We start from the raw sequence: 24,884 nt of genomic DNA on the forward strand, positions 1-24,884 counted from the left end.
CGGACCCTGCCGGTGTCCGGCCGGTTCGGACCGAGCCGGAGCCCACGGTGCGGGTAGAGATCGTGACCGCCGGCAGTCGGGGCGACGTCGCACCGTACACCGGGCTGGGACAGGCCCTGCGCACCGCCGGCCACCGGGTCACCGTGACCACCCACGGCACCTTCGAAGCCCTGGTGACCGGCAGTGGTCTCGCCTTCCGTCCGCTGCCCGGTGACCCGTACGCCGCCCAACGCACCCCCGGCGGGCGGCGGCTGCACCGGCTCGGCGGCGGGCTGCGCGGCACCGCCGAGTTCGTCCGGCAGGGCCGGCGCTACCTCGACGATCTCGCAACCGGCCTGGTCGACGTCGGCACCGACGCCGACGTACTGCTGCTGGCCACCACGACCGCGCCGCTGGGCTACTCGGTGGCGCAGCGATACGGGATCCCGAGCATCGGGGTCTTTCTGCAACCGGTCGCACCGACCGGCGACTTCCCGCCGGTGCTGCTCGGCGACCGGTCCTTCGGGCCGGTCGGCAACCGGGCGCTGGGGCGCGGCGCCGAGGCGGCCAGCGCCCGGGCGTACGACCACTCCTCCCGGCGGCTACGCCACCGGCTCGGTCTGCCGCCGGTCCCGCTGGCCGCCCTGCTGCGGCAGGCCAGGCGCTCAGGCTGGCCGGTGCTGCACGGGTTCAGCCCCAGCGTGCTGCCCCGACCGGCCGACTGGCGCCCCGGGCTGGAGGTCATCGGCTACTGGTGGCCGGCCACCGACCCGCACTGGACTCCCCCGCCGGACCTGACCGGATTCCTCAACGCCGGACCGCCGCCGGTGCTGATCACCTTCGGCAGCATGGCGGTGCTCGACGCGTCACTGCCGACGCTGATCGGTACGGCGCTGCGCCGGGCCGGCGTACGCGCGATCGTGCAGGCCGGTTGGGGCGGGCTGCGGGTCGGCGACGAAGGCGTCCTCGCGGTCGGCGACGTACCGCACGACTGGCTGCTGCCCCGGGTGGCGGCGGTGGTCCACCACGCGGGAGCCGGCACCACCGCCGCCGGGCTGCGGGCCGGGGTGCCGGCGGTGACCGTGCCGCTCATCGCCGACCAGCCATTCTGGGCCGCCCGACTGGCGCGGCTCGGGGTCGCCGCCGAACCGCTGCCGGCCCGGCGGCTCACCGCCGACCGACTGGCGCACGCCATCCGCGCGGTGCTCGACCGCCCGACGTACGCCGAACGGGCCCGGCACCTCGCGGCCCGGATCGCCGCCGAGGACGGGCACGCCGCCGTGCTGCGCGCCGTCGACCGGGTCATCCGCCGCTGACCGGATCCGCAGCGGCGGCCGGACCGGCCGCCGCTGCGACCTCCGACGCCGTATCGGGGAAGGCGTGCGGGATGCGTTCCAGGACGCCGCCGGCGAAGACGTCGTACAGCGGCAGTTCCCGCAGATGCACGTAGCCGATGTGGCAGTCGCACGAGACCAGTGGGCAGGGGCGCGGGCGCAGTGCGGCCCGGTAGGAGCCGTCGTAGAGGTTGCCCAGCGGTTCGGCGACGAAGTGGCACCGGCGTACCGTGCCGGACCCGTCGACCGAGACCACCGACTCCCCGGTGCGGCACGACCGCCCGGCCGACGGATGCGGGTGCACGCTGTAGTCGAACAGCGGGTCGAGCTCGGTCCACGCCCCCTGCTGGGCGGCGTCGTAGCGGTGCCCGTCGGCGGCGTTGACCCACAAATAGACCTCGGCCGGCAGCGCGGCCCGCAGCGACCGGGCGGCCGCCAGGTGCTCGGGCAGGCCGACAACCCCCACCGAGAACCGTACCCCGACGGTACGCAGCGTGCCGCAGCGGCGCAGGAAGACCTCCCGGTCGACCTGCCCCGGGTGGTACGTGGCCCAGAACGCCAGCCGACGACGCTGGTCGGTGTCGGCGTCGGCCAGAAAGTCGAGCCGGGCGGCCAGGTTGGTCTGGATCGCCACCCGGCCCACCTGCGGCAGCCCGGCCAGCCGCAGCAGCGCCCGCCGGTACCAGGACCTGGTCAGCGCCTCGCCCCACGGGGTGAACAGCACCGAGATCCGGTCACCGTGCGGATTACGCACGGCCCAGTCGACGAACCGGTCAAGCGCCACCCGGTCGGTGCGCAGCGCCGCCGGGTCGTCGCGGCGCTTGGCGAACGGGCAGTACGGGCAGTCGTAGTTGCAGCTGGCCAGCGGACCCCGGTAGAGGATGCTCAGGTCCATCCGGCTCACCGGGCCGGTAGGCCGGCCATCGCCGCCCGGACCACGGTCGAGACCAGCCACGGGCCGATCGCGTCGCTTCGGGCCAGGCCGGCCGCGGTCAGCGCCAGCCGGTCCGCCGTGACCGCCAACCAGCCCCGATCGACCAGCGTCGCCAGTTGCGGGAAGTCGTCGACGATCCGGGTGGCGAACCGCGCCGCGTACGCCGCCTGGTCGCATCCGTCGGCGCGCAGCAGCGAGGTGATCAGCCAGCGCCGACGCTGTTCGTCGCGGTCCAGCCGGAAACCCACCTCGGCGACGTCGAAGTCGGACTCCGGCCGGCGCAGATAGTCGTCGATGATCGCCCGCACCTGCCCGACGGAGACCGCGTAGTCGAACGAGTAGTGCAGGTCGCTGGTGTAGGAGCGGGCACCGCAGCCCAGGCCGACCATCCCGTCCTCCTGGCAGGAGTATTCCGGGGCGTCGACGACCGGCAGCGACGCGCGGCGGAAGTGCCGCATCGACAGTTGCCGGTAGCCGGCGGCGAGCAGCCGGTCGACGCCGTGCCGGTACAGCACCTGCCGTTGGGCGTCCCACTGTGGATCAGGCAGGTCGGCCGGGGCGCGGCGGGCCAGGCCGGTCAGCGGGCGGACGTAGAGCGGGTAGAGGTAGATCTCCGCCGGCTCCCAGCGCAGCGCCGCGTCGAGCGACTGCGCCCAGGTGGCGTCGGTCTGGCCGGGGATGCCGTAGATCAGGTCGATGTTCAGCTCCGGAATCGGCTGGTCCCGGATGGCTGCCAGGGCACGCTCGACCTCGACGCGACGCTGCGGCCGGCCGGCGGCCCGCGCCTCGGCGTCGAGGAAGCTCTGCACACCGATGCTGATCCGGGTGGTGCCGCGGGCGGCGAGCACCGCCAGCCGGTCCGGCGTGGCGGTGGCCGGTGAGGTCTCCACCGCCGTCGGTACGCCCGCCGGCCGGAACCGGTCGATCAGGTCGAACATCGTCGACAGCTCGTCCGGGTCCAGGTAGGTGGGGGTGCCGCCGCCGACGGCGACCCGGGCGAACCGGGCGTCGTCGCCGAGCGCGGCGGCCACCCGGACCGCCTGGCGGCTCAGCTGGTCGAGGTAGGCGGCCACCTGCCCGGCCGGCGGGTTGGCCCGGGTGAACAGGTTGCAGAAGCCGCAGCGCATCTCGCAGAACGGCAGGTGCAGGTAGCAGAACAGGTCCGTGCGGCGCTGCCCGGACCAGACGTCGGCCAGCGCGGGGCGCGGCCGCAGCGGCCGGTACGCCGTCTTGTGCGGATACCCGTACAGATAGCCCTGGTACGGCGAGGCGTCCAGGGCCGCGACGGTCACGCCGGGTCCGGCGTCGCGGCGTCGGACCAGTCGCCGGGGGCGATCACGAAATCGGCGTACGGGACCGTCCACACCACTTCGTGGCCGACCCGGTGCCCGCTGTGCCCGTCCTCGCCGTACGCGGTGCCGTGGTCGGCGCAGATGATCGTCAGGCAGGGCCGGCCCCGGGAACTGGCCAGCGCGAACAGCCGGCCGATGTGCCGGTCGACGTACTCCAGTGCGGCGGCGTGGCTGTCCCGGTTGTCGCGTTCGGTACCCGGCAGGTAGTGCCGGTTCGGCTGGTGCATCGCGGCCACGTTGACGAACAGAAACAGCGGCTGGTCGGCGGGGACGGCCGGGACGACCTCGGCGATCCGATCCAGCTGGGCCTCGAAGCAGCCCGGCGCGGTCACCCCGAACGCCGACTCCCAGTGCGCCTCGGCGAACAGCCCCGGCAGGGTCGCACCCAACGGCGAGGACCGGTTGAAAAAGCCGACACCGCCCACACACACCGTGTGGTAGCCCTCCTTGCGCAGCGCGGTGACCAGGTCGGGTGCGTCGAAGACCCAGGTGTGCTCGTCGGTGGTGGCGCTGCCGGGGAACGCCGCGGCGAACATCCGGGGATGACGGCCCGGCTCGGCCGGAGTGGGCAGGAAGCCGGTGAAGAACGCCTGATGTGCGGCGTACGTGAAGCTGGCCGGGCTGTGCCGGCGCTGCCACTGCCCGTCCGGCAGCGCGCGGGCCAACTGCGGTGTCCGACCGGCGGCGAGTAGCTCCGCCGCCACGTCGTAGCGCAACGTGTCGAGCGTGACGAACAGCAGGTCGTGGCTGCCGATCAGGTCCTTCATGCCGACCTCCCCATCGCGGCCCTGGTCCGCCAGGCGGCGAATCGGCCGGTACGTATGGCATGCAGTTGGGCAGCGTAGCTGTCCCGCCCGGCGGCGTCGCACACCCCGGGGAGCAGATCCCCGAAGGCGTTCACCTCCGCCACGGCGTGCCGCCGCCAGTCACTGCCGATCATCAGGTCCACTCCGACGTGCAGGCTGCCGGTGAAGCAGCGCGCCGCGCGCACGCAGTCGGCCAGCGCCGCCGCCCACCGGCGCGGGCCGAACGCCGCCCGCACCGCCGCCGGGTCACCACGCCGGTTGCCCAGGTGCAGGTTGGTCAGCGGGCCGTCGCTGCTGCGCCCCACGACGTGGCCCGGCTCACCGGCGATCACCAGCACCCGCACGTCGACGACCCGGCCAAGCAGGCCGGCCTTCGGGAACCAGCGCTGCACCAGCAACCCGTCCGGCGCCAACCGGTCCACGATAGAGGCAACCTCCCGCTCGGTACGGTAGGTGCGCACCCGCAACGAGTTGAACAGCCGCCCGTCGCCGGCCAGCTCGACCGAGGTGACCGCCTGCACCCGCCGGCCGTGCACGTGCAGGGCGAGCACCCCGGACGCCGACGACCCGTGCACCGGCTTGACGAAGACCCGGGCCCAGCCGACGTCGGACAGAGCGGTACGCAGCTGCGCCCAGTCACCGGGCACGGTGTCCAGGATGGCCGGTTGCGCCACCCGGGCGGCGGCCAGCCGCCGATGCCCGGCACGTTTGTCGAACAGTACGGCGATGTCGGCCGGGTCGTTGAGCAGGGTCGCGCCGGCCCGCCGGGCGGCGGCGGTGAGCCGGCCCAGGGCGGTACGCAGTCCGGCGTACCAGGCGGCGCCGCCGCTGATCTCGCCGTGGTCGAGTGGCCGGCCGGCGCCGCGCAGCAGCCGGTCCACCTCGGAGTCCTCGCCCGGCGAGTCGATCCGTACCGTCGCCCCGCCGGGCAGGGCGACCTCCTCCCCGGCGGCGAGTTCCCGCCAGGGCAGCACCCGAACCCGCAGGCCAGCGGCGTGCGCGGCGGTGCGGAACGCCCCGACCCGCCGGTTGCCCGGGTTGCCGACCACGACCAGCGGCGTGGTGTGGCTCATCGGGTGAGGTTAACAACCGGTCATTCGCCGACCGAGACGTACCGCCCCCGGTGCGGGTCGACCTGCTGCTGGTCGCTCAGGTCGACGTCGACGCCGGGCAGCGCGGCCGGCAACCGGACCATCATCGCGTCGGACAGGTAGTGCCGGTGCAGGTCGAGACGGCGCAGGTGGGTCAGCGGCTGCCCGGCGAGCAGGGCGGTGGCCCCGTCGTCGCCGAGGGTGCCCAACGACAGGTCGATGGTTTCCAGGCGGGGCACCACCGCCGCGGCGGTCAGCGCGGCGGCGACCGCGTCGGCGATCTCGGCGTTGCGCAACCCGAGGGTACGCAGCGCGGGCAGCCGGGTGCCGTCGAGGATCGGCGCCAGGTCGTCCACTGAGGTGTCACCTTCGTAGTCGGGGGTGCCCAGCCACAGTTCCAGATGGGTGCAGGCCGGCAGGTCGCTGGCGGCCACGGCGCGGGTGAGGGCGGCCGGCAGCCCGCCGGACTCGATGGCGAACTCCCGCAGCCCGGTGTGCCGGACCGGCTGCAACAGCAGCGACATCGCACCGCGTACCCGCAGCACCTGCAGCGCCGGGTAGGCGGCCAGCAGCGGGGTGACGTCGGGTTGCAGGATCCAGGAGATCTCGCACTCGTCGAAGGTCATCTCGCCGAGAAAGACGGCCCGCAGGCTGGTCAGCCGGGGTGCGGCGTCGACCAGCAGCTCCAGCGGGAACGCGACGTCCCACGGTTCGCCCCAGTCGCCGGTCACCAGCGCCTCGACGCTCGCCGGGTCGACGGTGTCCAGCCAGGTGGCGAAGAGCTGGGCGAATTCGACCTCGTCCTCCTCCGACGCGCTGAGTCGCCAGGCGACCGGGGAGCCGGTGTGCTGCGCCGCCGTCTGCGGGTCGAAGTCGACCACCGGCAGTCCGGCGAAGTGGGTGATGTGCTCGTTGATGGTCATCGACGGTGCTCCGGGGAGGGCGTGGGGCTGCGGACCCGGCACGATAGCAACCCGGTGCGACGCCGCGCTGCCCGTCGCGCCCTACTGCGGCGACCGCAGTTCACTTGATTGCCCGGAGTCGGCCATTGCTGGAAGGGCGGCGGCGATGCAGTCGAGAACCCCCTGAAGTCCGTCTCGGAACTGGTCGTCGCGGCTCAGGTGTGGCTGACGCGCCTGCGTTACGATCTTGGTGAAGATCGGGTACTCGCCACTTTTCACCAGCTGGTCGACGTACGGGTGGCTCCGCGCCATCCACTCCGACTCACTGAGCCCGCTGCGGCGCAGCTCCTTGGCTGAGCCGATCTCCTCGCGGACGGTGCCCTCGATGTAGCCGCTCAGCATGGCTATGAGGCCGAGGTTCTCGTCGATGGGGATGACGTCATCGAGCACGCCCATCAGCCGTTCGATCAGGAACAGCTGGTTAGGGCCGAAGCTGGGCAGTGACCGCTGCACGGTGGCCATCCAGGGATGCCTCAGCCACATGGCCCGAAGCCCGTCGGCGTAGCGCGTCAGGTCCGTGCGCCAGTCGCCCGAAGGCATCCCCGCGACGTCGATCTCGCCCGTCACCTGGTCGGCCATGAGATCGACAAGATTGTCGCGACTCGGGACGTACCGGTAGAGGGACATCGCACCGGCGCCGATCTCGGCGGCGATCCGTCGCATGGTGGCGGCCTCCAGCCCTTCGGCGTCGGCGATCCGGATCGCCGCCTCGGTGATCTGCGCACGGCTGTAGCCCGGTTTCGGCCCGTAGGCCGGGCGCTCGGGTCGCATCAAGATGTTCACGTACTCGCCGTCGGTCACCGTATCCACCCTCTCGTTGCGTACATAGTACCCAGTCTTTTAGAGTGGCACCATGACCGCGTACAACGTACCCAGTAAGGCGACAGGGACGGATCCGATCGTTGTCGCCGACGGGCTGCGCAAGTCCTTCGGCACCGTCCCTGCGCTGCGAGGTCTGAACCTGAGCATTCCGAGGGGAACGGTGTGCGGCGTGCTAGGGCCCAACGGGGCAGGGAAGACGTCGTCCGCGAGGCCGGCAGGGTACGCGAGCGGATCGGGCTCGCAGGCCAGTACGCCGCCGTGGACGAGAAGCTCACCGGCCGTGGCAACCTGCGCATGTTCGGACGCCTCTACCGCCTGTCCCGCCGCGAGGCGCACCGGCGGGCCGACGAACTGCTCGACCGCTTCGACCTGACGCACGCCGCCGACCGCCCGGTCGCCGGCTACTCCGGTGGCATGCGCCGCCGGCTGGACCTGACCACCAGCATCATCCTGCGCCCCGAGGTGCTCTTCCTGGACGAACCGACCACCGGCCTGGACCCACATAGCCGCGTCGAGATCTGGGACAGCATCCGCGAGCTGGTGGCCGAAGGCACCACCGTGCTGCTCACCACGCAGTACCTGGACGAGGCCGATCAGCTGGCCGACGACATCGCCGTCATCGACCACGGACAGGTGATCGCCACCGGCACGCCGGACGAGCTGAAGGCCACAATCGGGGACCGCCTCGACGTCACCGTCGAAGACCCCGCCGCGTTACCTGCGGCGGCGACGGTTCTGACCATCCTGACCGGCGCCGAAACCACGACGGCCGGAGTCGACCGGCTCAGCGTCGCACTGCCCGCCACCGGCCTGCGCCTCGCCGACATCGTGCGCGAGCTCGACCACGCCGGAGTCGCCGCCGCCGACGTGAGCCTGCGCCGCCCCACCCTCGACGAGGTGTTCCTGCGCCTCACCGACCACACGGAGCCCGTCCGATGACCGCCACCAGCACACCACTGGGTCGCCTGGGCTGGACGCTCACCGACGGACTGACCCTGATCGGCCGCGAGCTCGCACGGCTACGGCAGGAGCCCGGCCAGATCATCGCGGCGCTGGTCTTCCCCGCCGTCATGGTGGTGCTGTTCGGCTACGTCTTCGGCAGCGCGATCCAGGTGCCGGGTAGCGGTGACTACCGCGAGTACCTCATGCCCGGCCTGTTCGCGATGGTGACCTTCTCCGCATGGCTGGGGGTCATGACGCGCACGGCCAGCGACGCCACCCGCGGCGTGATGGACCGATTCCGCTCCATGCCGATGGCACGCCTGGCAGTGCCGTTCGGACAGACCGGCGCCGACCTGCTGACCGGCCTGTTGATGCTGACCATCATGGTAGGTGCGGGACTGCTGGTGGGCTGGCAGCCCCACCGTGGCCTGATCCCCACGATTCAGGCGTTCCTGCTGATGATCGTGCTGCGGTACGCGCTGAGCTGGGTCGGCGTCTATGTGGGCCTGGCGGTCAAGAACGACCAGGCCGCCGACGCGATGGTGCCGCTTGGCCTGCCGTTCACGATGCTGTCGAACGCGTTCGTCCCGACCGACGGCATGCCGGGCTGGTTGCGCTTCCTGGCGGACTGGAACCCGGTGAGCGCGCTCACCGCCGCCTCCCGGGAGCTGTTCGGCAATCCGGGCGCCCCCTCGGGAAACGCGGCCTGGCCACTCGCGCATCCGGTGACCACCGTCCTGCTCTGGACGGCCGCCCTGCTGGTGACCTTCGTCCCGCTGTCGTTGCGCGCCTTCACGCGCCGAGGACGTTGAAGGCTCCTGGTTTCCTTATTCTTCTGACGCCAGGCGGGGCGGCTCGTCAGAGTGCGCCCAGCGGCGGTGCCAGCGGGCCGGCGGCCCGCTGCCGGAGCAGACGCCCGGCCTCGATCAGCAGGTCGACGAGGCTCACCGCGACGATGACGGCGACCCAGAACTTGGCTGTACGGTCGGCTTCCGGGCTCAGGTAGACCGGTCCGGCGAACAGCACCCAGGTCAGCACGGCGCAGATGGCCAGTCCGAGGAGCACTCCGGCGGTACGGGTGACCGGCCGCCACCGGCCGTGGATGGTGACCAGGAGGTGGTGCACCAGTGTGGCGATCAGCAGGGCGAGCACGAGTGGGCCACGGAGCTGGGCGAACTCACGGTCGAAGGTGAGGGCCTGCACGGCCTGCGGCGCGGCCCCGAGCTGATCCAGCAGCCAGGCCGCGTTGACCAGCACGACCGTACCGGCGACGTAGAAGGCGAAGGCGGCGATCCGGCCGGACCGGACGACGAAGCCGGCGGCCGACCTGCGCGGCCGCCAGGCGAAGCGGTCCGGCCACCGACGCCGCGCCCAGCCGGCGAGGCCGAACGCCACGACGAGGAACCCGGGCCACCAGAATGCCGGCAGCCCGTACGTCCAGTACCAGTCAACGACGTCGGTCGCGGCGGCCACGCCGAGCAGCCAGATCACCAGCACACCGGCGACGCTGAGCCGGACGAAGCGGCGGGTGTCGGCCGGGTCGACGGCGATCGGCGGCTGCCCGTACCGGGCCGCCACCTCGGCGGGGCGGCCGAAGGCCCGCAGCCGGGCCACCGGATCGTCGCTGTCGGCCAGTTCGTCGCGCAACAACGTCGTCAGTTCGAGAGCCACGTCCCTACGCTGTCGGCGGGGCAGCAACCGCGCCACGTCGGCGACGTACGCATCGATCAGTTCCTCGGTGGTCAGCATCTACCTGTCACCTTTCAGCAGCTGGCCCATGGCCTCGTTCATCCCATGCCACGAGTCCCTGAGCCGGTCGTACAGCTCTTCGCCGGCGGGGCTGCGGCGGTAGTAGCGGCGTGGCTGCCCTTCGGTACGCCACTGGCTGACCAGGACGCCCTGGCTCTCCAGCCGCCGCAGCAGCGGGTAGAGCGTCCCCTCCTCGATCGGCAGGCCGTTGTCGGACAGCGACTGGCGCAGCTCGTAGCCGTAGCGGAACTCGCCCAGCTGTGACAGCACCGCCAGGACGACCACGCCCCGGCGCAGCTCAAGCTCCAGCCTGTCGCCAACCATGTGCCACACAGTACTGTGCGCCACACAGCCCGTCCAGTGCGGGACCGGAGAGGATCGCCTGGGCCTCCGGAGGGTGACACCATTTTTGGGCGTGATCCCCCTGCGGGATCATGATCCCGCAGGGGGATCACGCCCAAACGGAGTTCGGGTTCCGGCCGTCCGCCGTCGATACGACGATTTCCGACGCGTCTCGCCGCGTAGCGTCAGCCGTACAGGCCGTGTACGAAGGAGCGCCAGGCTGCCTAACTGTGGCTGCTCGTACACCACCGCGACAGCTAGCTCCTCAACGGCCTAGTAAACCTGGACGCAGGTTGATCCAAAGCGATGTCGCTGATGGGTCGCAGGGTGCCGAAGCTGTTCGGTCAGCCGCGCAGGCCGTCCACGAAGGAGCGCCAAGCGGTGGCAGGGAAGGCCAACCGTGGACCGGTCGGGTCGGTGGAGTCGCGGACCGCGACCAGTCCGCCGGCCGGGGCGACCTCGACACAGTCGCCGTTGGCGTTGCTGCGGCTGCTCTTGCGCCAGCCCAGGTCGATTTGAGTCGGCTCCACGGCATACTCCCTTCCTGCAGATGATTTGCTCATCTCTCTGCCACCAGCTTAGCCAGCAGATCCCGACTTTCATCGACCGGCAGCGCCGCCTGCTGAAGCCAGCGGCCGATCCGGGCGTAGAGGATCGCGTCTTCGTCGTCGGTGAGGTAGATGTCGCTGGTCAGCGTCTCCAGCACCACGGTGCGGGGATCGGCCGGATCAGGAAACGAGTAGAGCGAGAAGCTCGTGTGCGGCACGAACGAATCGTGCACGACCGCGTCGAGCGGCAGCACCTGGATAGTGACGTTGTCCAGCGCGCTGAGCGCGGTCAGGTGGCGCAGTTGGCCACGCCGGGTCTCGGGCGGCACGCTGGCCCGCAGCAGTGCGCTCTCGTCGATGACCGCCTCGTAGTGCGGCGGGTGCTCGCGGCGCAGCACTTCCTGCCGAGCGGCGCGAGCCAGAGTGTCGGCGTTGACATCAAGGTCGCCGTAGACGTCGCGACCGGAGCGCACCCGCAGCCGGGCGTACTCCGGGGTCTGCAGCAGCCCAGGCACCAGCAGTTGCTGGTACTGAAAGATGGTGGCTGCGCTGGCTTCGAGTTCGGTGTAGCCGCGCTGGCGCTGACCCATCGCGCCGAGCGCCTTCCACCAGCCTCGGGTGGCGGCGGCGTCGCGGGCGATGATGACCAGCTTCTCCCGCTCGGCCGGCACGACGTGGTAGACGTCGAGCAGGTCCAGGATGTCGGCCAGGTCGGGTCGGCTCTGACCGAGCTCCAGCCGGGACAACTTCGACGTTGACGCCCAGCCGAGCTGGTCACAGACCTGCTCCAGGGTCATCGCGGCCGAGCGGCGGAGCCGACGCAGCTCGCCACCGAGCCGCTGCCGTCTGATCGTGGGACTTGCAGGCATCGCCACTTCCGACTCCCTCCGTTCGCGACTGAGGGTAAGCAGAGGTTAGCGAGATTTCAAGACTTGAATGTCCGCCAGTCACCGCCGAACATGGGATTCCCACAGTTTACAACTTGGAGGAACAGTGAAAGTAATTTCACCGCCCGCGCAGTTCGTGCTGATCGAGCCGGTCGACCCAGTGGACGGGGCACCGGAGTTTCCGGCCGTCGGCTGGGGTCTGGAGTACGCCGACGAGGCACTGGTCTACTTCCGGCACCCGCAGCGGGAGATCCGCGAGGTCGGCATCTTCCGCACCGTCGAGGACGCCTGGACGTTCTACCTGCAATGGGGTGAGCTGGAGCTGGTCCGCCCCGGCGAGCCGGGCTGGCCGGCATCGCCGCCGTCACCACCGACCGGCCAAGTCACAACCGACCGGCAAGGCGACGACGAGACAGGACTCGACGACACCTGGGGGCTGCTGTGGCGGGCCAGTCAGCGCCCCGGTGCCGAGCTGGCCCAGCTCTACCCCGGTGATCGGCTCAGCTGACGCCTGCGACGTCCATCGCCCGCAGCTCCTTCTTCAGCTCGGAGATCTCGTCGCGGATCCGGGCGGCCAGCTCGAACTGCAGCTCGCGGGCGGCGTTCAGCATCTGGTCGTTGAGCTCCTGGATCAGTTGGGCCAGGTCGGCGCGGGCCATGCCGGCGCTCGACGGGGTGGCGGTGCCCCGGCCCTTGCTGCGGGTCTCCGGCACCGGGCCCTTACCGCGTGACATCTGCCGGCCGGAGCCGCCGACCGACCGGCCGGCGAGCGCGCCGTCGGTGTCGTCGGCCTCCCGGTAGATGTCGTCGAGGATGTCGTGGATCTTCTTGCGCAGCGGCTCCGGGGAGATGCCGTTGGCCTCGTTGTACGCCACCTGCTTGGCCCGGCGGCGGTTGGTCTCGTCGATCGCGTCCGCCATCGACGGGGTCATCTTGTCGGCGTACATGTGGACCTCGCCGGAGACGTTACGGGCGGCCCGGCCGATGGTCTGGATCAACGACCGGCCGCTGCGCAGGAAGCCCTCCTTGTCGGCGTCGAGGATCGCGACGAGCGACACCTCGGGCAGGTCCAGGCCTTCGCGGAGCAGGTTGATGCCGACCAGTACGTCGTAGTCGCCCTTACGCAGCTCGCGCAGCAGCTCCACCCGGCGCAGCGTGTCGACCTCGGAGTGCAGGTAGCGGACCCGGATGCCGTGCTCCAGCAGGTAGTCGGTGAGGTCCTCGGCCATCTTCTTGGTCAGCGTGGTGACCAGCACCCGCTCGTCGCGGTCGGTGCGCAGCCGGATCTCGTGCATCAGGTCGTCGATCTGGCCCTTGGTCGGCTTGACCTTGACCTGCGGGTCGACCAGGCCGGTGGGGCGGATCACCTGCTCGACGAACTCGCCGGCCGCCTGCTCCAGCTCCCACGGCCCGGGGGTGGCGGACAGGAACACCATCTGGCCGACCCGTTCCAGGAACTCGTCGAAGCGCAGCGGCCGGTTGTCGGCGGCGCTGGGCAGCCGGAACCCGTGGTCGATCAGCATCCGCTTGCGGGAGGCGTCGCCCTCGAACATGCCGCCGATCTGAGGGATCGTCACGTGCGACTCGTCGACGACGGTGACGAAGTCGTCCGGGAAGTAGTCGAGCAGGGTGTGCGGCGGACTGCCGTAGTCGCGGCCGTCGATGTGCATCGAGTAGTTCTCGATGCCGGAACAGAAGCCGACCTGGCGCATCATCTCGATGTCGTACGTGGTGCGCATCCGCAGCCGCTGCGCCTCGAGGAGCTTGCCCTGCCGGTCCAGCTCGGCGAGCCGGTCGGTCAGCTCGGCCTCGATGTCGCGGATCGCCCGCTCCATCCGCGCCGGCCCGGCGGCGTAGTGGGTGGCCGGGAAGATCAGCAGCTGGTCGACCTCGCGCACCACGTCACCGGTCAACGGGTGCAGGTAGTAGAGCCGCTCGATCTCGTCACCGAAGAACTCGATCCGGACCGCCAGCTCCTCGTACGCCGGAATGATCTCCAGGGTGTCGCCGCGGACCCGGAACGTGCCCCGGCTGAACGACAGGTCGTTGCGGGCGTACTGGATGTCGACCAGGCGGCGCAGCAGCGAGTCACGGTCCTGCTCGGCGCCGGCGGTGACCTTGACCGCGCGTTCGAGGTACTCCTGTGGGGTGCCCAGGCCGTAGATCGCCGAGACGGTGGCGACCACGATCACGTCGCGGCGGGTCAGCAGCGACATGGTCGCCGAGTGCCGCAGCCGCTCCACCTCCTCGTTGATCGAGGAGTCCTTCTCGATGTAGGTGTCGGTCTGCGGGATGTACGCCTCGGGCTGGTAGTAGTCGTAGTAGGAGACGAAGTACTCCACCGCGTTGTGCGGCATCAGCTCGCGGAACTCCTTGGCCAGCTGGGCGCAGAGCGTCTTGTTGGGGGCCATCACCAGGGTGGGCCGCTGCAGCCGCTCGACGAGCCAGGCGGTGGTGGCGCTCTTGCCGGTGCCGGTCGCGCCGAGCAGCACCGAATGCCGGTCGCCGCGACGCACCCGACGCTCAAGCTCGTCGATGGCCGCCGGCTGGTCGCCGGCCGGCGAGTAGTCGCTGACGACCTGGAAGCGGCCGTCGAGTCGCGGGATGTCGAGCGCCATGACCCCAACCTACGCCGCAGGTCCGACAGAGTGCCGCCGGTCGCCGATCGGCATCGATATTGTCATTGTGTGGGTTGCCTCACCCGCGATACCGTTGCAGGGTAGGCCGCTCGCGGCGGCCGCGCGGACCACCGGCAGCGCCCATCGCGGCGCGCCACGGGTCCGGGTGTTCGGGTAGCTGCCCTGGCGCCAGCCGGTGAGCGCACCCGGAGTTGTCACGCCCCGCGTGACCCGGCCGCCGCGAGCGCCCCACCTCCCGCCTTCCACCTCCCAGCGGTTGATCCAATTCGCCGCATCGACGCGACACCCCGCAGCGCCGTCCGACGACACGCATCCGATCGTCATTCGCCGGTACGACGGCGCCGGGTACCGGCGACCTGTCACGGCTGCCAGCCGGTCTCCTCGATCCGCCGGAGCAGGCGCGGCCAGACCTGGTCGAACCACGGCTCCTTGGCTTCGGCGTACTCCCGGGTGGTCGGCGCGGTCGCCGCGATCCGCCGCTTGACAGCCAGGTAGCCGGCCCGCTCACCCGGATCGGCGCGCAGCAGGTCCCGGAACGCCAACGCGTAGCGCCAGCCCGGCGAGTCGGCGACCCGCACGTGCAGGTTGACCGGCCGGCCCGGGTCGGCGTTGCCGTGCAGCCGCTTCGGCCACCGCTCACCCGGCCGGCCGGTCGCCGGATCGGGGCGCGGGTTGTCCCACCAGTCGCCGGGAAACCGGGGGAACCCGGCGGCGGCGAGCGCGTCCGCGTAACCGTCGGCATCGTCCAGCGACTCGACGGTGAGCTGAATGTCGATGACGTCCTTGGCCGGCAGACCGGGCACCGAAGTGGAGCCGATGTGGTCGACCCGCCGGTCGGCGCCGACTGCCCGCCGTACCCGGGCGGCCAGCCGGTCGAACTGCTCCGGCCAGGTCGAATCGGGTTCGGCGAGCACCGCCAGCGGCGGACACGGCGCGGGCCGACCGGCCCGCAGGTTCGCCTCGTACGGCACCAGCCGGTCGTGCCAGAGCCGGTCGACGGCGTCGGCGAGGTCGTCGCGGCTGCCGTCGTTGGACAGCAGCACGTCGGCGGCGGCGCGGCGTTGCGCGTCGTCGGCCTGGGCGCGGATCCGGGCCCACGCGTCGTCGGGTGTCATCCCCCGGTCGCGGGTCAGCCGTTCGACGCGCAGTGCCTCGGCCGCCGACACCACGACCACCAGGTGGTACGTGGCGGCCAGCCCGGTCTCCACCAGCAGCGGTACGTCGTTGACCACGACCGAGTCGGCCGGGGCGGCGGCGGTGAGTTCGGCGGTACGGGCCCGGACCAGCGGGTGCACGATCTCCTCCAGCCGGAGCCGGGCGGCCGGGTCGGCGAAGACCCGGGCGCCCAGGGCCGGCCGGTCCAGGGCACCGTCGGCGGCGACGACGTCCGGCCCGAAGGCCGCGACGACCCGGGCCAGCCCGTCGGTGCCAGGTGCCACCACCTCCCGGGCCAGCCGGTCGGCGTCGACGATCACCGCGCCGTGTGTGGCGAGTCGGTTGGCGACGGCACTCTTGCCGGCACCGATGCCGCCGGTGAGACCTACCCTCAGCATGCCGCCCAGTGAACCGGATCGGCTGCCCGGCCGGTCCGCCGGGGGGCTCGTGTCCGCCGGCTCGGGTCAGTGGGTGGTCCCACAGGGTCGGGCCGCACAGTGGGCGCGACAGACAGTGGTAGGCCACGACAGACAGCGGTCCCGCCGGGCAGGATGCCCGGCGGGACCGCTGTCTGTGTCAACCGGTGTTGCTATGGGGCCTCAGCTCTTGCCGCCGGCCAGCTTCTCCCGCAGCGCGGCGAGCGCCTCGTCGGTGGCGAGGGTGCCGGCCGGCTCCTCGCTGGCCCGCGACGGGGTCGAGCTGGAGGTCGCCCCACCGCCACCGCCGCCGCCGCTGCCGCCCGTGGGGGCGGCGACCGGCGGAGCCGGGTTGGCTGCGGCGTCCGCGTCGGCGGCCCGGGCGGTCTGCACCTGCCTGGTGTGCGCTTCCCAGCGGTTGCGGGCCTCGGCGTACTGCTGCTCCCAGGTCTCCCGCTGCTTGTCGAAGCCTTCCAGCCACTCCCCGGTCTCCGGGTCGAAGCCTTCGGGGTAGATGTAGTTGCCCTCGTTGTCGTACGTGGCGGCCATGCCGTAGAGGGTCGGGTCGAAGTGCTCCTCGCCCTCGACGAAGCCCTCGTTGGCCTGCTTGAGCGACAGCGAGATCCGGCGACGCTCCAGGTCGATGTCGATGACCTTGACCATGACGTCGGAGCCGACCTGGACGACCTGCTCGGGGATCTCGACGTGCCGCTCGGCGAGCTCGGAGATGTGCACCAGGCCCTCGATGCCGTCGTCGACACGGACGAACGCACCGAACGGCACCAGCTTGGTCACCTTGCCGGGCACGATCTGCTGGATCGCGTGGGTCCGGGCGAACTGACGCCACGGGTCTTCCTGGGTGGCCTTGAGCGACAGCGAGACCCGCTCGCGGTCCAGGTCGACGTCGAGCACCTCGACCTCGACCTCCTGGCCGACCTCGACCACCTCGGACGGGTGGTCGATGTGCTTCCAGGACAGCTCGGAGACGTGCACCAGGCCGTCCACCCCGCCGAGGTCGACGAAGGCGCCGAAGTTGACGATCGAGGAGACGACGCCCTTGCGGACCTGCCCCTTCTGCAGCTTGTTGAGGAACTCGGTGCGCACCTCGGACTGCGTCTGCTCCAGCCAGGCCCGGCGGGACAGGACCACGTTGTTGCGGTTCTTGTCCAGCTCGATGATCTTGGCTTCGAGCTCGCGGCCGACGTACGGCTGCAGGTCACGGACCCGGCGCATCTCCACCAGCGACGCGGGCAGGAAGCCACGCAGCCCGATGTCCAGGATCAGACCGCCCTTGACCACCTCGATGACCGAGCCGCGGACGACCCCGTCCTCGTCCTTGATCTTCTCGATCGTGCCCCACGCGCGCTCGTACTGGGCGCGCTTCTTCGACAGGATCAGCCGGCCTTCCTTGTCCTCCTTCTGCAGGACAAGGGCTTCGATGTGGTCGCCCACCGAGACAACGTCGGCTGGGTCCACGTCGTGCTTGATCGACAACTCGCGCGAGGGGATGACACCCTCGGTCTTGTAGCCGATGTCGAGCAGGACCTCGTCCCGATCGACCTTGACGACGGTACCTTCCACGATGTCGCCGTCGTTGAAGTACTTGATGGTCTCGTCGATCGCCGCGAGGAAGGCTTCCTCGGTGCCGAGGTCGTCGACGGTGACCTTGGGGGCGCTCGAGGTGGCCTCGATGCTGCTCGTCATGTGGGCGGTTGCTCCGGATCGGATGGGTGTCACTGCTGGCTTGTCGTTGCGGTGACCTGGCGTGGCTCACGGATCCGCCGGCGGGCACACCGCGACGATGACGTCTTCGTCACCGACCGTGACCGAGGGGATCATCGACCGCCGCTGCCATCATCGGATGTAACCGCCGACCGCGGACCTGCTCCCTGCCGAGGCACACGATCCGCGAGCGCATCGACTAGCCTACCGGTTGCATTACCACAGCGTGCAAGCCCTCCCGGGAGCTATCCGGGCGCGCAGGTCGGTGGTTGGGAAAAATCGGACCCACAGGCGGGGATTCCCGCGCTTTCGGAGGCTAGCTGTGACGGAGATCACATCGGTTTCGCGGGCCGACAAGCGTAGCACGCCGGGCCGGTAACGCTCCCACGCGGCGCTGCCCGTACCGTCTGCGCCGTGACCACCGCACCGCCCGCACCCGCCGACGGGCCCGACGTCGGCCCGGATCCAGACCAGCTCCCGGATCCCGACCAACTCAGAGTGACCAGGAACGAGGTCACCGATCAGCAGGCCCGGCAGGCCAACCGACGCTGGTGGGACGCTGACGCCGACGCCTACCAGGCCGAGCACGGCGGGTTCCTCGGCGACGCCGACCTGCGCTGGTGCCCGGAAGGGCTGCGGGAGGCCGACACCGGGCTGCTCGGCGACGTCGCCGGGCGGCGGGTGCTCGAACTGGGCTGCGGGGCCGCCGCCGGCAGCCGGTGGCTCGCCGGGCAGGGTGCCCGCGCCGTCGCGCTGGACCTGTCGGCGGGCATGCTGCGCCAGGCCGTCGCCGGCGCCGACCGCACCGGCGTACGGGTGCCGCTGGTGCAGGCCGACGCGCTGACGCTGCCGTTCGTCGACGCCGCGTTCGACACCGTCTGGACCGCGTTCGGCGCGGTGCCGTTCGTCGCCGACTCGGCGGCCGTGATGCGCGAGGTGCACCGGGTGCTGCGCCCCGGCGGACGCTGGGTCTTCGCCGTCACCCACCCGATGCGCTGGATCTTCCTCGACGACCCCGGCGAGCGCGGCCTGGTCGCGGTGCACTCCTACTTCGACCGGCGACCGTACGTGGAGACCGACGACGACGGCACACCCAGCTACGTCGAGCAGCACCGCACGGTCGGCGACCGGGTCCGGGAGCTCGTCGCCGCCGGGTTCCGGCTGCTCGACGTCGTCGAACCGCCGTGGCCGGACGGGCACGAGCAGATCTGGGGGCAGTGGAGTCCGCTGCGCGGGCGGCTCTTCCCCGGCACCGCGATCTTCGTCGCGGACCGGCCGCCAACGACCGGCTGAGACGGCCGTCGCGCACCGCGCCGGCCCGCCGACGCGCCGCCGGCCCTCGCCAGCACCCCGACGGCGGTACGCTGACCGGGTGGGCGCCGAGCCGATCCATCCTGCCGCAGCGTCCGGCGGGGCGTGGACCGCACCGTGGCAGCCGGACCCGGTCCGGCAGCAGCTGGCTGACTACAGCATCGAAGACGTCCTCGCCCTGCCCGCCGACGCCCCCCGCGTCGAACTCCTCGACGGAGTCCTCACCGTGGTTCCCTCCCCCACTTTCGGTCACCAGAGCATCACGAGCCTGCTGTGGTTGTGGCTACACCGGCACGCGCCGGACGGCTACCGGGCCACCCAGGCGGTCGGGGTCGCTGTCGGGCCACGCAACACCTACGAGCCCGACGTGCTGCTGCACCGCGCCGAGGGCAGCCGCGACCGGCACTACCTGACCCCCGACGAGGTACTGCTGGTCGTCGAGGTGGTCTCCCCGGCGACCCACCGCCGGGACCGGTTCCACCGGCCCGCCGGGTACGCCGCCGTCGGCATTGGTCACTACTGGCGGGTCGAGCAGGACCCGGTGCGGATCTACGCCTACCAGCTCGGCGACCGGCCGGGCGCCAGCGGCGAGCGGGAGTACGCCCTCGTCGCCGAGTCGGCCGACCTGCTCGAACTCGACGCCCCGTTCCCGGTGAAGCTGCCGATCTCCGAGATCACCCCGTAGACCCGGTTCGGGACGGGATTGCCGGCCCGGTCGGTGGGTACCCGGCCGCCATGGCGAGGAACAAACGCCCCCGCGAGGGCGACCGGCCCGATCAGCGGCCCGGCCGACCGGTCGAGCATCCCCGACCCGGCGACCGGGTCAACTGGCGCAGCCACGGGGTGACCGTGCCGGGCACCGTCGAAGAGGAGATCACCACCCGACGGGAGGCCGCCGGCCGTACCGTGGTCGCCGATTCGGAACATCCGCAGTACCGGGTCCGCAGCGACAAGTCCGGCCGCGACGCGGTGCACAAGCCGGAGGCGTTGCGCCGTGCCGAGTGACCGCACCCGCACCGCCGGGCACCGCCCGACCCGCACCGCCGGGCACCGCCCGGGCCGGACCGACGAGTCCGATGGCGCGGCCGCGTACCGGGCGTTCGTCGAAGCGGTCAACATGAGCCCGGGTGAGCTGGAGAAGTGGCTGCGTACCCCGGAGTCGACCGCCGCCGGGCAGCACCACGACGGCGGCGAGTCGGTCGGGCACGCCTCCGGCCGCCGGATCGTGGACCTGCTGCGGACCAAGCGGGAGGCGCTGTCCGACGACGACTACGCGCACATGCGCAAGGTGGTCGGGTACGTGCACCGGCACCTGGCCCAGCGCCCGTCCGGCGACGTCAGCGACACCCGGTGGCGGCACTCACTGATGAACTGGGGCCACGACCCGCTGAAGGCGTGACCGGAGCACTGAAGGCGTGACCCGGCGGACCGGCTGTCGGGTCGGCGGCCGGTCAGTGCCCGGCGGTGTGCCAGTCGGTGCCGACCCCGACGGAGACCTCCAGCGGCACCGACAGGGGGTGGGCGCCGCCCATCTCGCGGCGGACCAGGCTCTCCAGCTCGGCCCGCTCCCCCGGCGCCACCTCGAAGACCAGTTCGTCGTGCACCTGCAGCAGCATCCGTGACCGCAGCGACGAGGTGCGCAGTGCAGTGTCGACGTGCAGCATCGCCACCTTGATCAGGTCGGCGGCGGAGCCCTGGATGGGCGCGTTGAGCGCCATCCGCTCGGCCATCTCCCGGCGCTGCCGGTTGTCGCTGACCAGGTCGGGCAGGTACCGACGGCGGCCGAGGATGGTGGAGGTGTAGCCGTCCTGACGGGCCTGGCCGACCAGCGCCTGCAGGTAGTCACGGACCCCACCGAACCGGCGGAAGTACTCCTCCATCAGCGCCTTCGCCTCGTCGGTGGCGATGCCGAGCTGCTGGGACAGGCCGAAGGCGCTCAGCCCGTACGCCAGCCCGTAGTTCATCGCCTTGATCCGGCGGCGCTGCTCGGCGTCGACCGACTCCAACGGCACCTGGAACACCGACGCCGCGGTGACGGCGTGGAAGTCCTCGCCGGAGTTGAACGCGTCGATCAGCGCCTCGTCGCCGGAAAGGTGCGCCATGATCCGCATCTCGATCTGGCTGTAGTCGGCGGTCAGCAACGACTCGTAGCCGGCCCCGACGACGAACGCCCGCCGGATCCGGCGGCCCTCCTCGGTGCGGATCGGGATGTTCTGCAGGTTGGGGTCGGTGGAGGAGAGCCGGCCGGTGGCGGCCACCGTCTGGTTGAAGGTGGTGTGGATCCGGCCGTCGTCGGAGATCGACTTGAGCAGCCCGTCGACGGTCGACTTGAGCCGGGCCACGTCGCGGTGGCGCAGCAGGTGGGCCAGCAGCGGATGCTCGGTCTGGGCGAACAGCCACTGCAGCGCGTCGGCGTCGGTGGTGTAGCCGGTCTTGATCTTCTTCGTCTTGGGCAGGCCCAGGTCGGTGAAGAGGATCTCCTGCAGCTGCTTGGGCGAGCCGAGGTTGAACTCGCGGCCGATCACCCCGTAGGCGGCCTGGGCGGCGGCCTTGACCTCGGCGGCGAACTGCGCCTCCAGCTCGGTCAGGTACTCGGTGTCGGCGGCGATGCCGGCCTGCTCCATGGCGGCGAGGACCTCGACCAGCGGCAGCTCGACGTCGGCGAGCAGCCGGGTCGAGGCGTCCCCGTCGCGGGCCAGCTCGGCGTCGATCGCCGCCGCCAGGTCGAGGGTGGCCCGGGCGCGCAGCATCAGGTTCTGCTCGACCTCGCTCTGCGGGCCGAGCCCGTCGAGGGTGAGCTGGCCGTCGTCCGGGGCGTCGACCCGCAGCTCCCGGTGCAGGTAGCGCAGGGCCAGGTCGACCAGGTCGTAGGAGCGCTGGTCCGGCCGGGCCAGGTAGGCGGCTAGCGCGGTGTCGCGGTCGATGCCGTCCAGCGACCAGCCGTGGGCGGCGAACGCCAGCCGGGCCGGTTTGCTGTCGTGCAGCACCTTGCGCCGCCGGTCGTCGGCGAGCCAGCCGGCGACCGCCGCCTCATCGGCGGCGTCCAGCGCGGCCGGGTCGAACCACCCGGCGGCTCCGGCGGCGGTGGCCACCGCGATCGCGGTCAGGGCGCCGGTGCCCCGGCCGAAGCTGCCGGCGACCGCGACGCCGACGCTGGCGCCGGCCAGGGCGTGCGCGGCCAGCCAGGGGGCGACCGCCCCGGCGCCGAGCACCTCGCCGGCCAGGTCGAAACCGGCTTCGGCCTCCGGCTCGACAGCGTCGAGGTACTGGTAGAGCCGGTCGCGCAGGATCCGGAACTGCAGGGTGTCGAAGACCTGGTGGACGGCTTCCCGGTCCCACCCGGTCCACCGGGATTCGGCCGGAGTGAGCGGCAGCTCCAGATCGGCCACCAGGCAGTTGAGCTCGTAGTTGCGGATCACGTCGGCGAGCCGTTCCCGCAGGCTCTCCCCCGCCTTGCCTTTGATCTTGTCGGCCTGGGCGATCACCCCGTCCAGGCCGCCGTACTGGCTGATCCACTTGGCGGCGGTCTTCGGACCGACGCCGGGCACCCCGGGCAGGTTGTCGCTGGACTCGCCGACCAGCGCGGCCAGGTCGCGGTAGTGCCCCGGACCGACGCCGTAGCGGGCGGTGATCGCCGGCGGATCCATCCGGGCCAGGTCCGACACGCCCTTACGCGGGTAGAGCACGGTGGTCCGGTCGTCGACCAGCTGGAAGGCGTCCCGGTCGCCGGTGCAGATCAGCACCTGCATGCCGGCGTCGCGTCCCTGGCCGGCCAGGGTGGCGATGACGTCATCGGCCTCGTAGTTGTCCTTGCTGACGTACGGGATACGCAGCGCGGCCAGGACCTCCTGGACCAGGCTGACCTGGCCGGCGAAGTCGGCCGGGCTCTCCGATCGGCCGGCCTTGTACTCGGCGTACCGCTCGGTGCGAAACGACCGACGGGAGACGTCGAAGGCGACCACGATGTGGGTCGGCCGCTCATCGCGCAGCACGTTGATCAGCATCGAGGTGAAGCCGTAGACCGCGTTGGTCGGCTGGCCGGTGCTGGTGGAGAAGTTCTCCACGGGCAGCGCGAAGAACGCCCGGTAGGCCAGCGAATGGCCGTCGAGCAGCAGCAGGCGGGGCGCGTCGTCGGTCACGTCAAGCGACTCTAGTCGTGGGGTACGACACCGTGCCGGGCGGCTCGCGCCGGGCGCGGCGCGGGGTCACAGCACCTTGCTGAGGAAGGCCCGGGTCCGGTCGTGCCGCGGATCGGCCAGGACCTGCCGGGGTACGCCCGACTCGACCACCACCCCGCCGTCCATGAAGACCAGCGAGTCACCGACCTCCCGGGCGAAACCGATCTCGTGGGTCACCACGATCATCGTCATCCCGTCCCGGGCCAGGTCCCGCATCACGTCCAGCACCTCGCCGACGAGCTCCGGGTCCAGCGCGCTGGTCGGCTCGTCGAACAGCATCAGCTTGGGCCGCATGGCCAGCGCTCGGGCGATCGCCACCCGCTGCTGCTGCCCGCCGGACAGCTGCCCCGGGTAGGCGCCCGCGCGGTCCGCCAGACCCACCCGGTCCAGCAGCGCCGCCGCCAGCTCACGGACCGCCGGCCGGGGCTGGCGGCGGACCCGCAGCGGCGCCTCCATCACGTTGTCCAGCGCGGTCATGTGCGGGAACAGGTTGAACCGTTGGAACACCATGCCGATCTGCTGGCGCTGCGCGGCCACCTCCCGGGCCGGCAGCTCGTGCAGTTTGCCGCGCCGCTGCCGGTAGCCGACCAGTTCCCCGTCCACCCGGATCCGCCCGGCGTCGATCTTCTCCAGGTGGTTGATGCAGCGCAGAAAGGTCGACTTGCCGGAGCCGGACGGCCCGATCACGCAGCACACCTCACCGGGCCGGACCGCCAGGTCCACCCCGGTGAGCACGTCAACCGGGCCGAACGACTTGTGCACGTTCTCGGCGTGCACCATCAGGGTGTCCGACCCGGCGGGCGGCTCGGTCATCAGCGGGTCCCTTTCGCGGCGACGGTGCCGAAGCCGCGGGAGAACCGCCGTTCGACGAAGGACTGGCCGACCATCAGCACACTGGTCAGCGCCAGATACCACAGGCAGGCGGCGACCAGCATCGGGAAGACCTGGAAGGTCCGCGAGCCGACCGCCGACAGTTGGAAGAACAGCTCGTTGGTGACCGGCACGAAGGCCAGCAGCGAGGTGTCCTTGAGCATCGCGATGGTCTCGTTGCCGGTCGGTGGCACGATCACCCGCATCGCCTGGGGCAGCACCACCCGGCGCAGGGTCAGGCCCTGGCTCATACCGAGTGCGGCGCAGGCCTCGGCCTGGCCGGGGTCGACCGAGCCGATGCCGGCGCGGACGATCTCCGCCATGTAGGCGGCCTCGGACAGCGCCAGCCCGAGCAGCCCGGCGACGAAACCACTGATCGCGGTCCGGGCGTCGAAGCCCCAGATCCGGGCCTCGAAGTCGGTGACGCCGAACAGCACGCCGAGTTGCCGGTCGAACGGCAGCCCGAACTCCAGCCGCTCCCAGAGGATGCCGAGGTTGCCGAAGAGCACCAGCAGCACCACCCGGGGCACCGCCCGGAAGAACCAGGTGTAGAGCCAGGCGACCCCGGCCAGGACCGGGTTTCCGGACAGCCGCATCACCGCGACCAGCACCCCGAGCGCGACGCCGATCACCATCGCGAGCAGGGTCATCGTGATGGTGGTCCGCACGCCTTCGACGATCGGCGGCCGGAACATGTTGTCGATCATGAAAGTCCACTGGAACCGGTCGTTGGTGACCAGCAGGTGGACGAACATCGCGGCGAGTACGGCGAGCACACCGACCGCCAACCAGCGGCCCGGGCGGCGCACCGGCACCGCCCGGATCGGCTCGGGTCGGCCACGCGC

23 protein-coding genes and 1 pseudogene are annotated in these 24,884 nt (G+C 71.4%); 8 read left to right on the forward strand and 16 right to left on the reverse strand.

The features are described 5' to 3' along the window. Nucleotides 1-47 precede the first annotated feature (47 nt). On the forward strand, nucleotides 48-1,295 hold the full coding sequence (locus EDC02_RS14660) for a glycosyltransferase (protein WP_123602443.1): 1,248 nt from the start codon (nucleotides 48-50) through the stop codon (nucleotides 1,293-1,295). Here the strand turns inward: EDC02_RS14660 and EDC02_RS14665 are convergent. The 6 genes from EDC02_RS14665 to EDC02_RS14690 all read right to left on the reverse strand — a co-directional run bounded on the left by EDC02_RS14665 (nucleotide 1,282) and on the right by EDC02_RS14690 (nucleotide 7,259). Next, a complete protein-coding gene (locus tag EDC02_RS14665) occupies nucleotides 1,282-2,208 on the reverse strand; it encodes an STM4011 family radical SAM protein (protein WP_199757640.1) in 927 nt (308 codons plus the stop codon). The genes EDC02_RS14660 and EDC02_RS14665 overlap by 14 nt on opposite strands. A gap of 5 nt (nucleotides 2,209-2,213) precedes the next feature. Then, nucleotides 2,214-3,539, reverse strand: a complete 1,326-nt coding sequence (locus EDC02_RS14670) for an STM4012 family radical SAM protein (RefSeq protein ID WP_123602444.1) — start codon at nucleotides 3,537-3,539, stop codon at nucleotides 2,214-2,216. Beyond that, a complete protein-coding gene (locus EDC02_RS14675) occupies nucleotides 3,536-4,366 on the reverse strand; it encodes an STM4013/SEN3800 family hydrolase (protein ID WP_123602445.1) in 831 nt (276 codons plus the stop codon). Before EDC02_RS14675 ends, EDC02_RS14670 begins: the two co-directional genes overlap by 4 nt. Next, nucleotides 4,363-5,478, reverse strand: a complete 1,116-nt coding sequence (locus EDC02_RS14680; RefSeq protein ID WP_123602446.1) for an STM4014 family protein — start codon at nucleotides 5,476-5,478, stop codon at nucleotides 4,363-4,365. Before EDC02_RS14680 ends, EDC02_RS14675 begins: the two co-directional genes overlap by 4 nt. Nucleotides 5,479-5,498: 20 nt before the next feature. Continuing rightward, entirely contained in the window at nucleotides 5,499-6,419 is a 921-nt protein-coding gene (locus tag EDC02_RS14685; RefSeq protein WP_123602447.1) for an STM4015 family protein, read from the reverse strand. Between the two features lie 81 nt (nucleotides 6,420-6,500). Next, nucleotides 6,501-7,259 carry a TetR/AcrR family transcriptional regulator gene (locus EDC02_RS14690; protein WP_123602448.1) on the reverse strand — a complete coding sequence of 253 codons (759 nt, stop codon included), beginning with the start codon at nucleotides 7,257-7,259 and terminating at the stop codon, nucleotides 6,501-6,503. 183 nt (nucleotides 7,260-7,442) lie between these two features. On the opposite strand from EDC02_RS14690, the gene EDC02_RS14695 reads away from it, so the two are divergent. Further along, the gene (locus EDC02_RS14695; protein ID WP_370461454.1) at nucleotides 7,443-8,219 is read left to right on the forward strand and encodes an ATP-binding cassette domain-containing protein; all 777 of its coding nucleotides are present in this window, start codon (nucleotides 7,443-7,445) and stop codon (nucleotides 8,217-8,219) included. Then, a complete protein-coding gene (locus EDC02_RS14700; RefSeq protein WP_123602449.1) occupies nucleotides 8,216-9,034 on the forward strand; it encodes an ABC transporter permease in 819 nt (272 codons plus the stop codon). The genes EDC02_RS14695 and EDC02_RS14700 overlap by 4 nt, the downstream gene beginning before the upstream one ends. A gap of 46 nt (nucleotides 9,035-9,080) precedes the next feature. Here the strand turns inward: EDC02_RS14700 and EDC02_RS14705 are convergent, their stop codons facing one another. From EDC02_RS14705 to EDC02_RS14720, 4 genes are all read right to left on the reverse strand, one after another. Then, nucleotides 9,081-9,971 (reverse strand): hypothetical protein, encoded by an 891-nt coding sequence (locus EDC02_RS14705; protein WP_123602450.1) that lies wholly within the window; start codon nucleotides 9,969-9,971, stop codon nucleotides 9,081-9,083. After that, nucleotides 9,972-10,295: a PadR family transcriptional regulator gene (locus EDC02_RS14710; RefSeq protein WP_123604798.1), complete on the reverse strand. Its 324-nt coding sequence runs from the start codon at nucleotides 10,293-10,295 to the stop codon at nucleotides 9,972-9,974. Nucleotides 10,296-10,657: 362 nt separating this feature from the next. Next, nucleotides 10,658-10,843 (reverse strand): DUF397 domain-containing protein, encoded by a 186-nt coding sequence (locus EDC02_RS14715; protein WP_233605924.1) that lies wholly within the window; start codon nucleotides 10,841-10,843, stop codon nucleotides 10,658-10,660. 29 nt (nucleotides 10,844-10,872) lie between these two features. Next, nucleotides 10,873-11,736 carry a helix-turn-helix transcriptional regulator gene (locus tag EDC02_RS14720; protein WP_123602452.1) on the reverse strand — a complete coding sequence of 288 codons (864 nt, stop codon included), beginning with the start codon at nucleotides 11,734-11,736 and terminating at the stop codon, nucleotides 10,873-10,875. A 118-nt stretch (nucleotides 11,737-11,854) separates the two neighbouring features. On the opposite strand from EDC02_RS14720, the gene EDC02_RS14725 reads away from it, so the two are divergent. Continuing rightward, nucleotides 11,855-12,256, forward strand: a complete 402-nt coding sequence (locus EDC02_RS14725) for a hypothetical protein (protein ID WP_148083461.1) — start codon at nucleotides 11,855-11,857, stop codon at nucleotides 12,254-12,256. Here EDC02_RS14725 and uvrB read toward each other — a convergent pair. From uvrB to rpsA, 3 genes are all read right to left on the reverse strand, one after another. Further along, nucleotides 12,249-14,366, reverse strand: coding sequence for an excinuclease ABC subunit UvrB (uvrB, locus tag EDC02_RS14730; protein ID WP_123602454.1), 2,118 nt, complete (start codon nucleotides 14,364-14,366; stop codon nucleotides 12,249-12,251). The two genes, EDC02_RS14725 and uvrB, sit on opposite strands and share 8 nt — an antisense overlap. A gap of 380 nt (nucleotides 14,367-14,746) precedes the next feature. After that, nucleotides 14,747-15,940: a dephospho-CoA kinase gene (gene coaE, locus EDC02_RS14735; RefSeq protein ID WP_123602455.1), complete on the reverse strand. Its 1,194-nt coding sequence runs from the start codon at nucleotides 15,938-15,940 to the stop codon at nucleotides 14,747-14,749. A gap of 201 nt (nucleotides 15,941-16,141) precedes the next feature. Then, nucleotides 16,142-17,662 (reverse strand): 30S ribosomal protein S1, encoded by a 1,521-nt coding sequence (gene rpsA, locus EDC02_RS14740; RefSeq protein ID WP_123602456.1) that lies wholly within the window; start codon nucleotides 17,660-17,662, stop codon nucleotides 16,142-16,144. 432 nt (nucleotides 17,663-18,094) lie between these two features. Between rpsA and EDC02_RS14745 the strand changes: the two genes are divergently transcribed. From EDC02_RS14745 to EDC02_RS14760, 4 genes and pseudogenes are all read left to right on the forward strand, one after another. Beyond that, a complete protein-coding gene (locus EDC02_RS14745) occupies nucleotides 18,095-18,973 on the forward strand; it encodes a class I SAM-dependent methyltransferase (protein WP_123602457.1) in 879 nt (292 codons plus the stop codon). Nucleotides 18,974-19,052: 79 nt separating this feature from the next. Then, nucleotides 19,053-19,676 (forward strand): Uma2 family endonuclease, encoded by a 624-nt coding sequence (locus EDC02_RS14750; RefSeq protein ID WP_233605926.1) that lies wholly within the window; start codon nucleotides 19,053-19,055, stop codon nucleotides 19,674-19,676. 50 nt (nucleotides 19,677-19,726) lie between these two features. Next, entirely contained in the window at nucleotides 19,727-19,996 is a 270-nt protein-coding gene (locus tag EDC02_RS14755) for a DUF2945 domain-containing protein (RefSeq protein ID WP_123602458.1), read from the forward strand. A gap of 67 nt (nucleotides 19,997-20,063) precedes the next feature. After that, nucleotides 20,064-20,384 (forward strand): annotated as a pseudogene (locus EDC02_RS14760) (DUF3140 domain-containing protein); the annotation flags it as partial. A 58-nt stretch (nucleotides 20,385-20,442) separates the two neighbouring features. On the opposite strand, the gene polA reads toward EDC02_RS14760, so the two are convergent. The 3 genes from polA to EDC02_RS14775 form a co-directional block, all read right to left on the reverse strand. Then, a complete protein-coding gene (gene polA / locus EDC02_RS14765; RefSeq protein WP_123602459.1) occupies nucleotides 20,443-23,130 on the reverse strand; it encodes a DNA polymerase I in 2,688 nt (895 codons plus the stop codon). A 66-nt stretch (nucleotides 23,131-23,196) separates the two neighbouring features. Next, the gene (locus tag EDC02_RS14770; RefSeq protein ID WP_123602460.1) at nucleotides 23,197-23,982 is read right to left on the reverse strand and encodes an amino acid ABC transporter ATP-binding protein; all 786 of its coding nucleotides are present in this window, start codon (nucleotides 23,980-23,982) and stop codon (nucleotides 23,197-23,199) included. Further along, the gene (locus tag EDC02_RS14775; protein WP_233605928.1) at nucleotides 23,982-24,854 is read right to left on the reverse strand and encodes an amino acid ABC transporter permease; all 873 of its coding nucleotides are present in this window, start codon (nucleotides 24,852-24,854) and stop codon (nucleotides 23,982-23,984) included. The genes EDC02_RS14770 and EDC02_RS14775 overlap by 1 nt, the downstream gene beginning before the upstream one ends. Nucleotides 24,855-24,884 lie beyond the last annotated feature (30 nt).

Origin of the sequence: Micromonospora sp. Llam0, assembly GCF_003751085.1 — a bacterium.
Lineage (GTDB): Bacteria > Actinomycetota > Actinomycetes > Mycobacteriales > Micromonosporaceae > Micromonospora_E.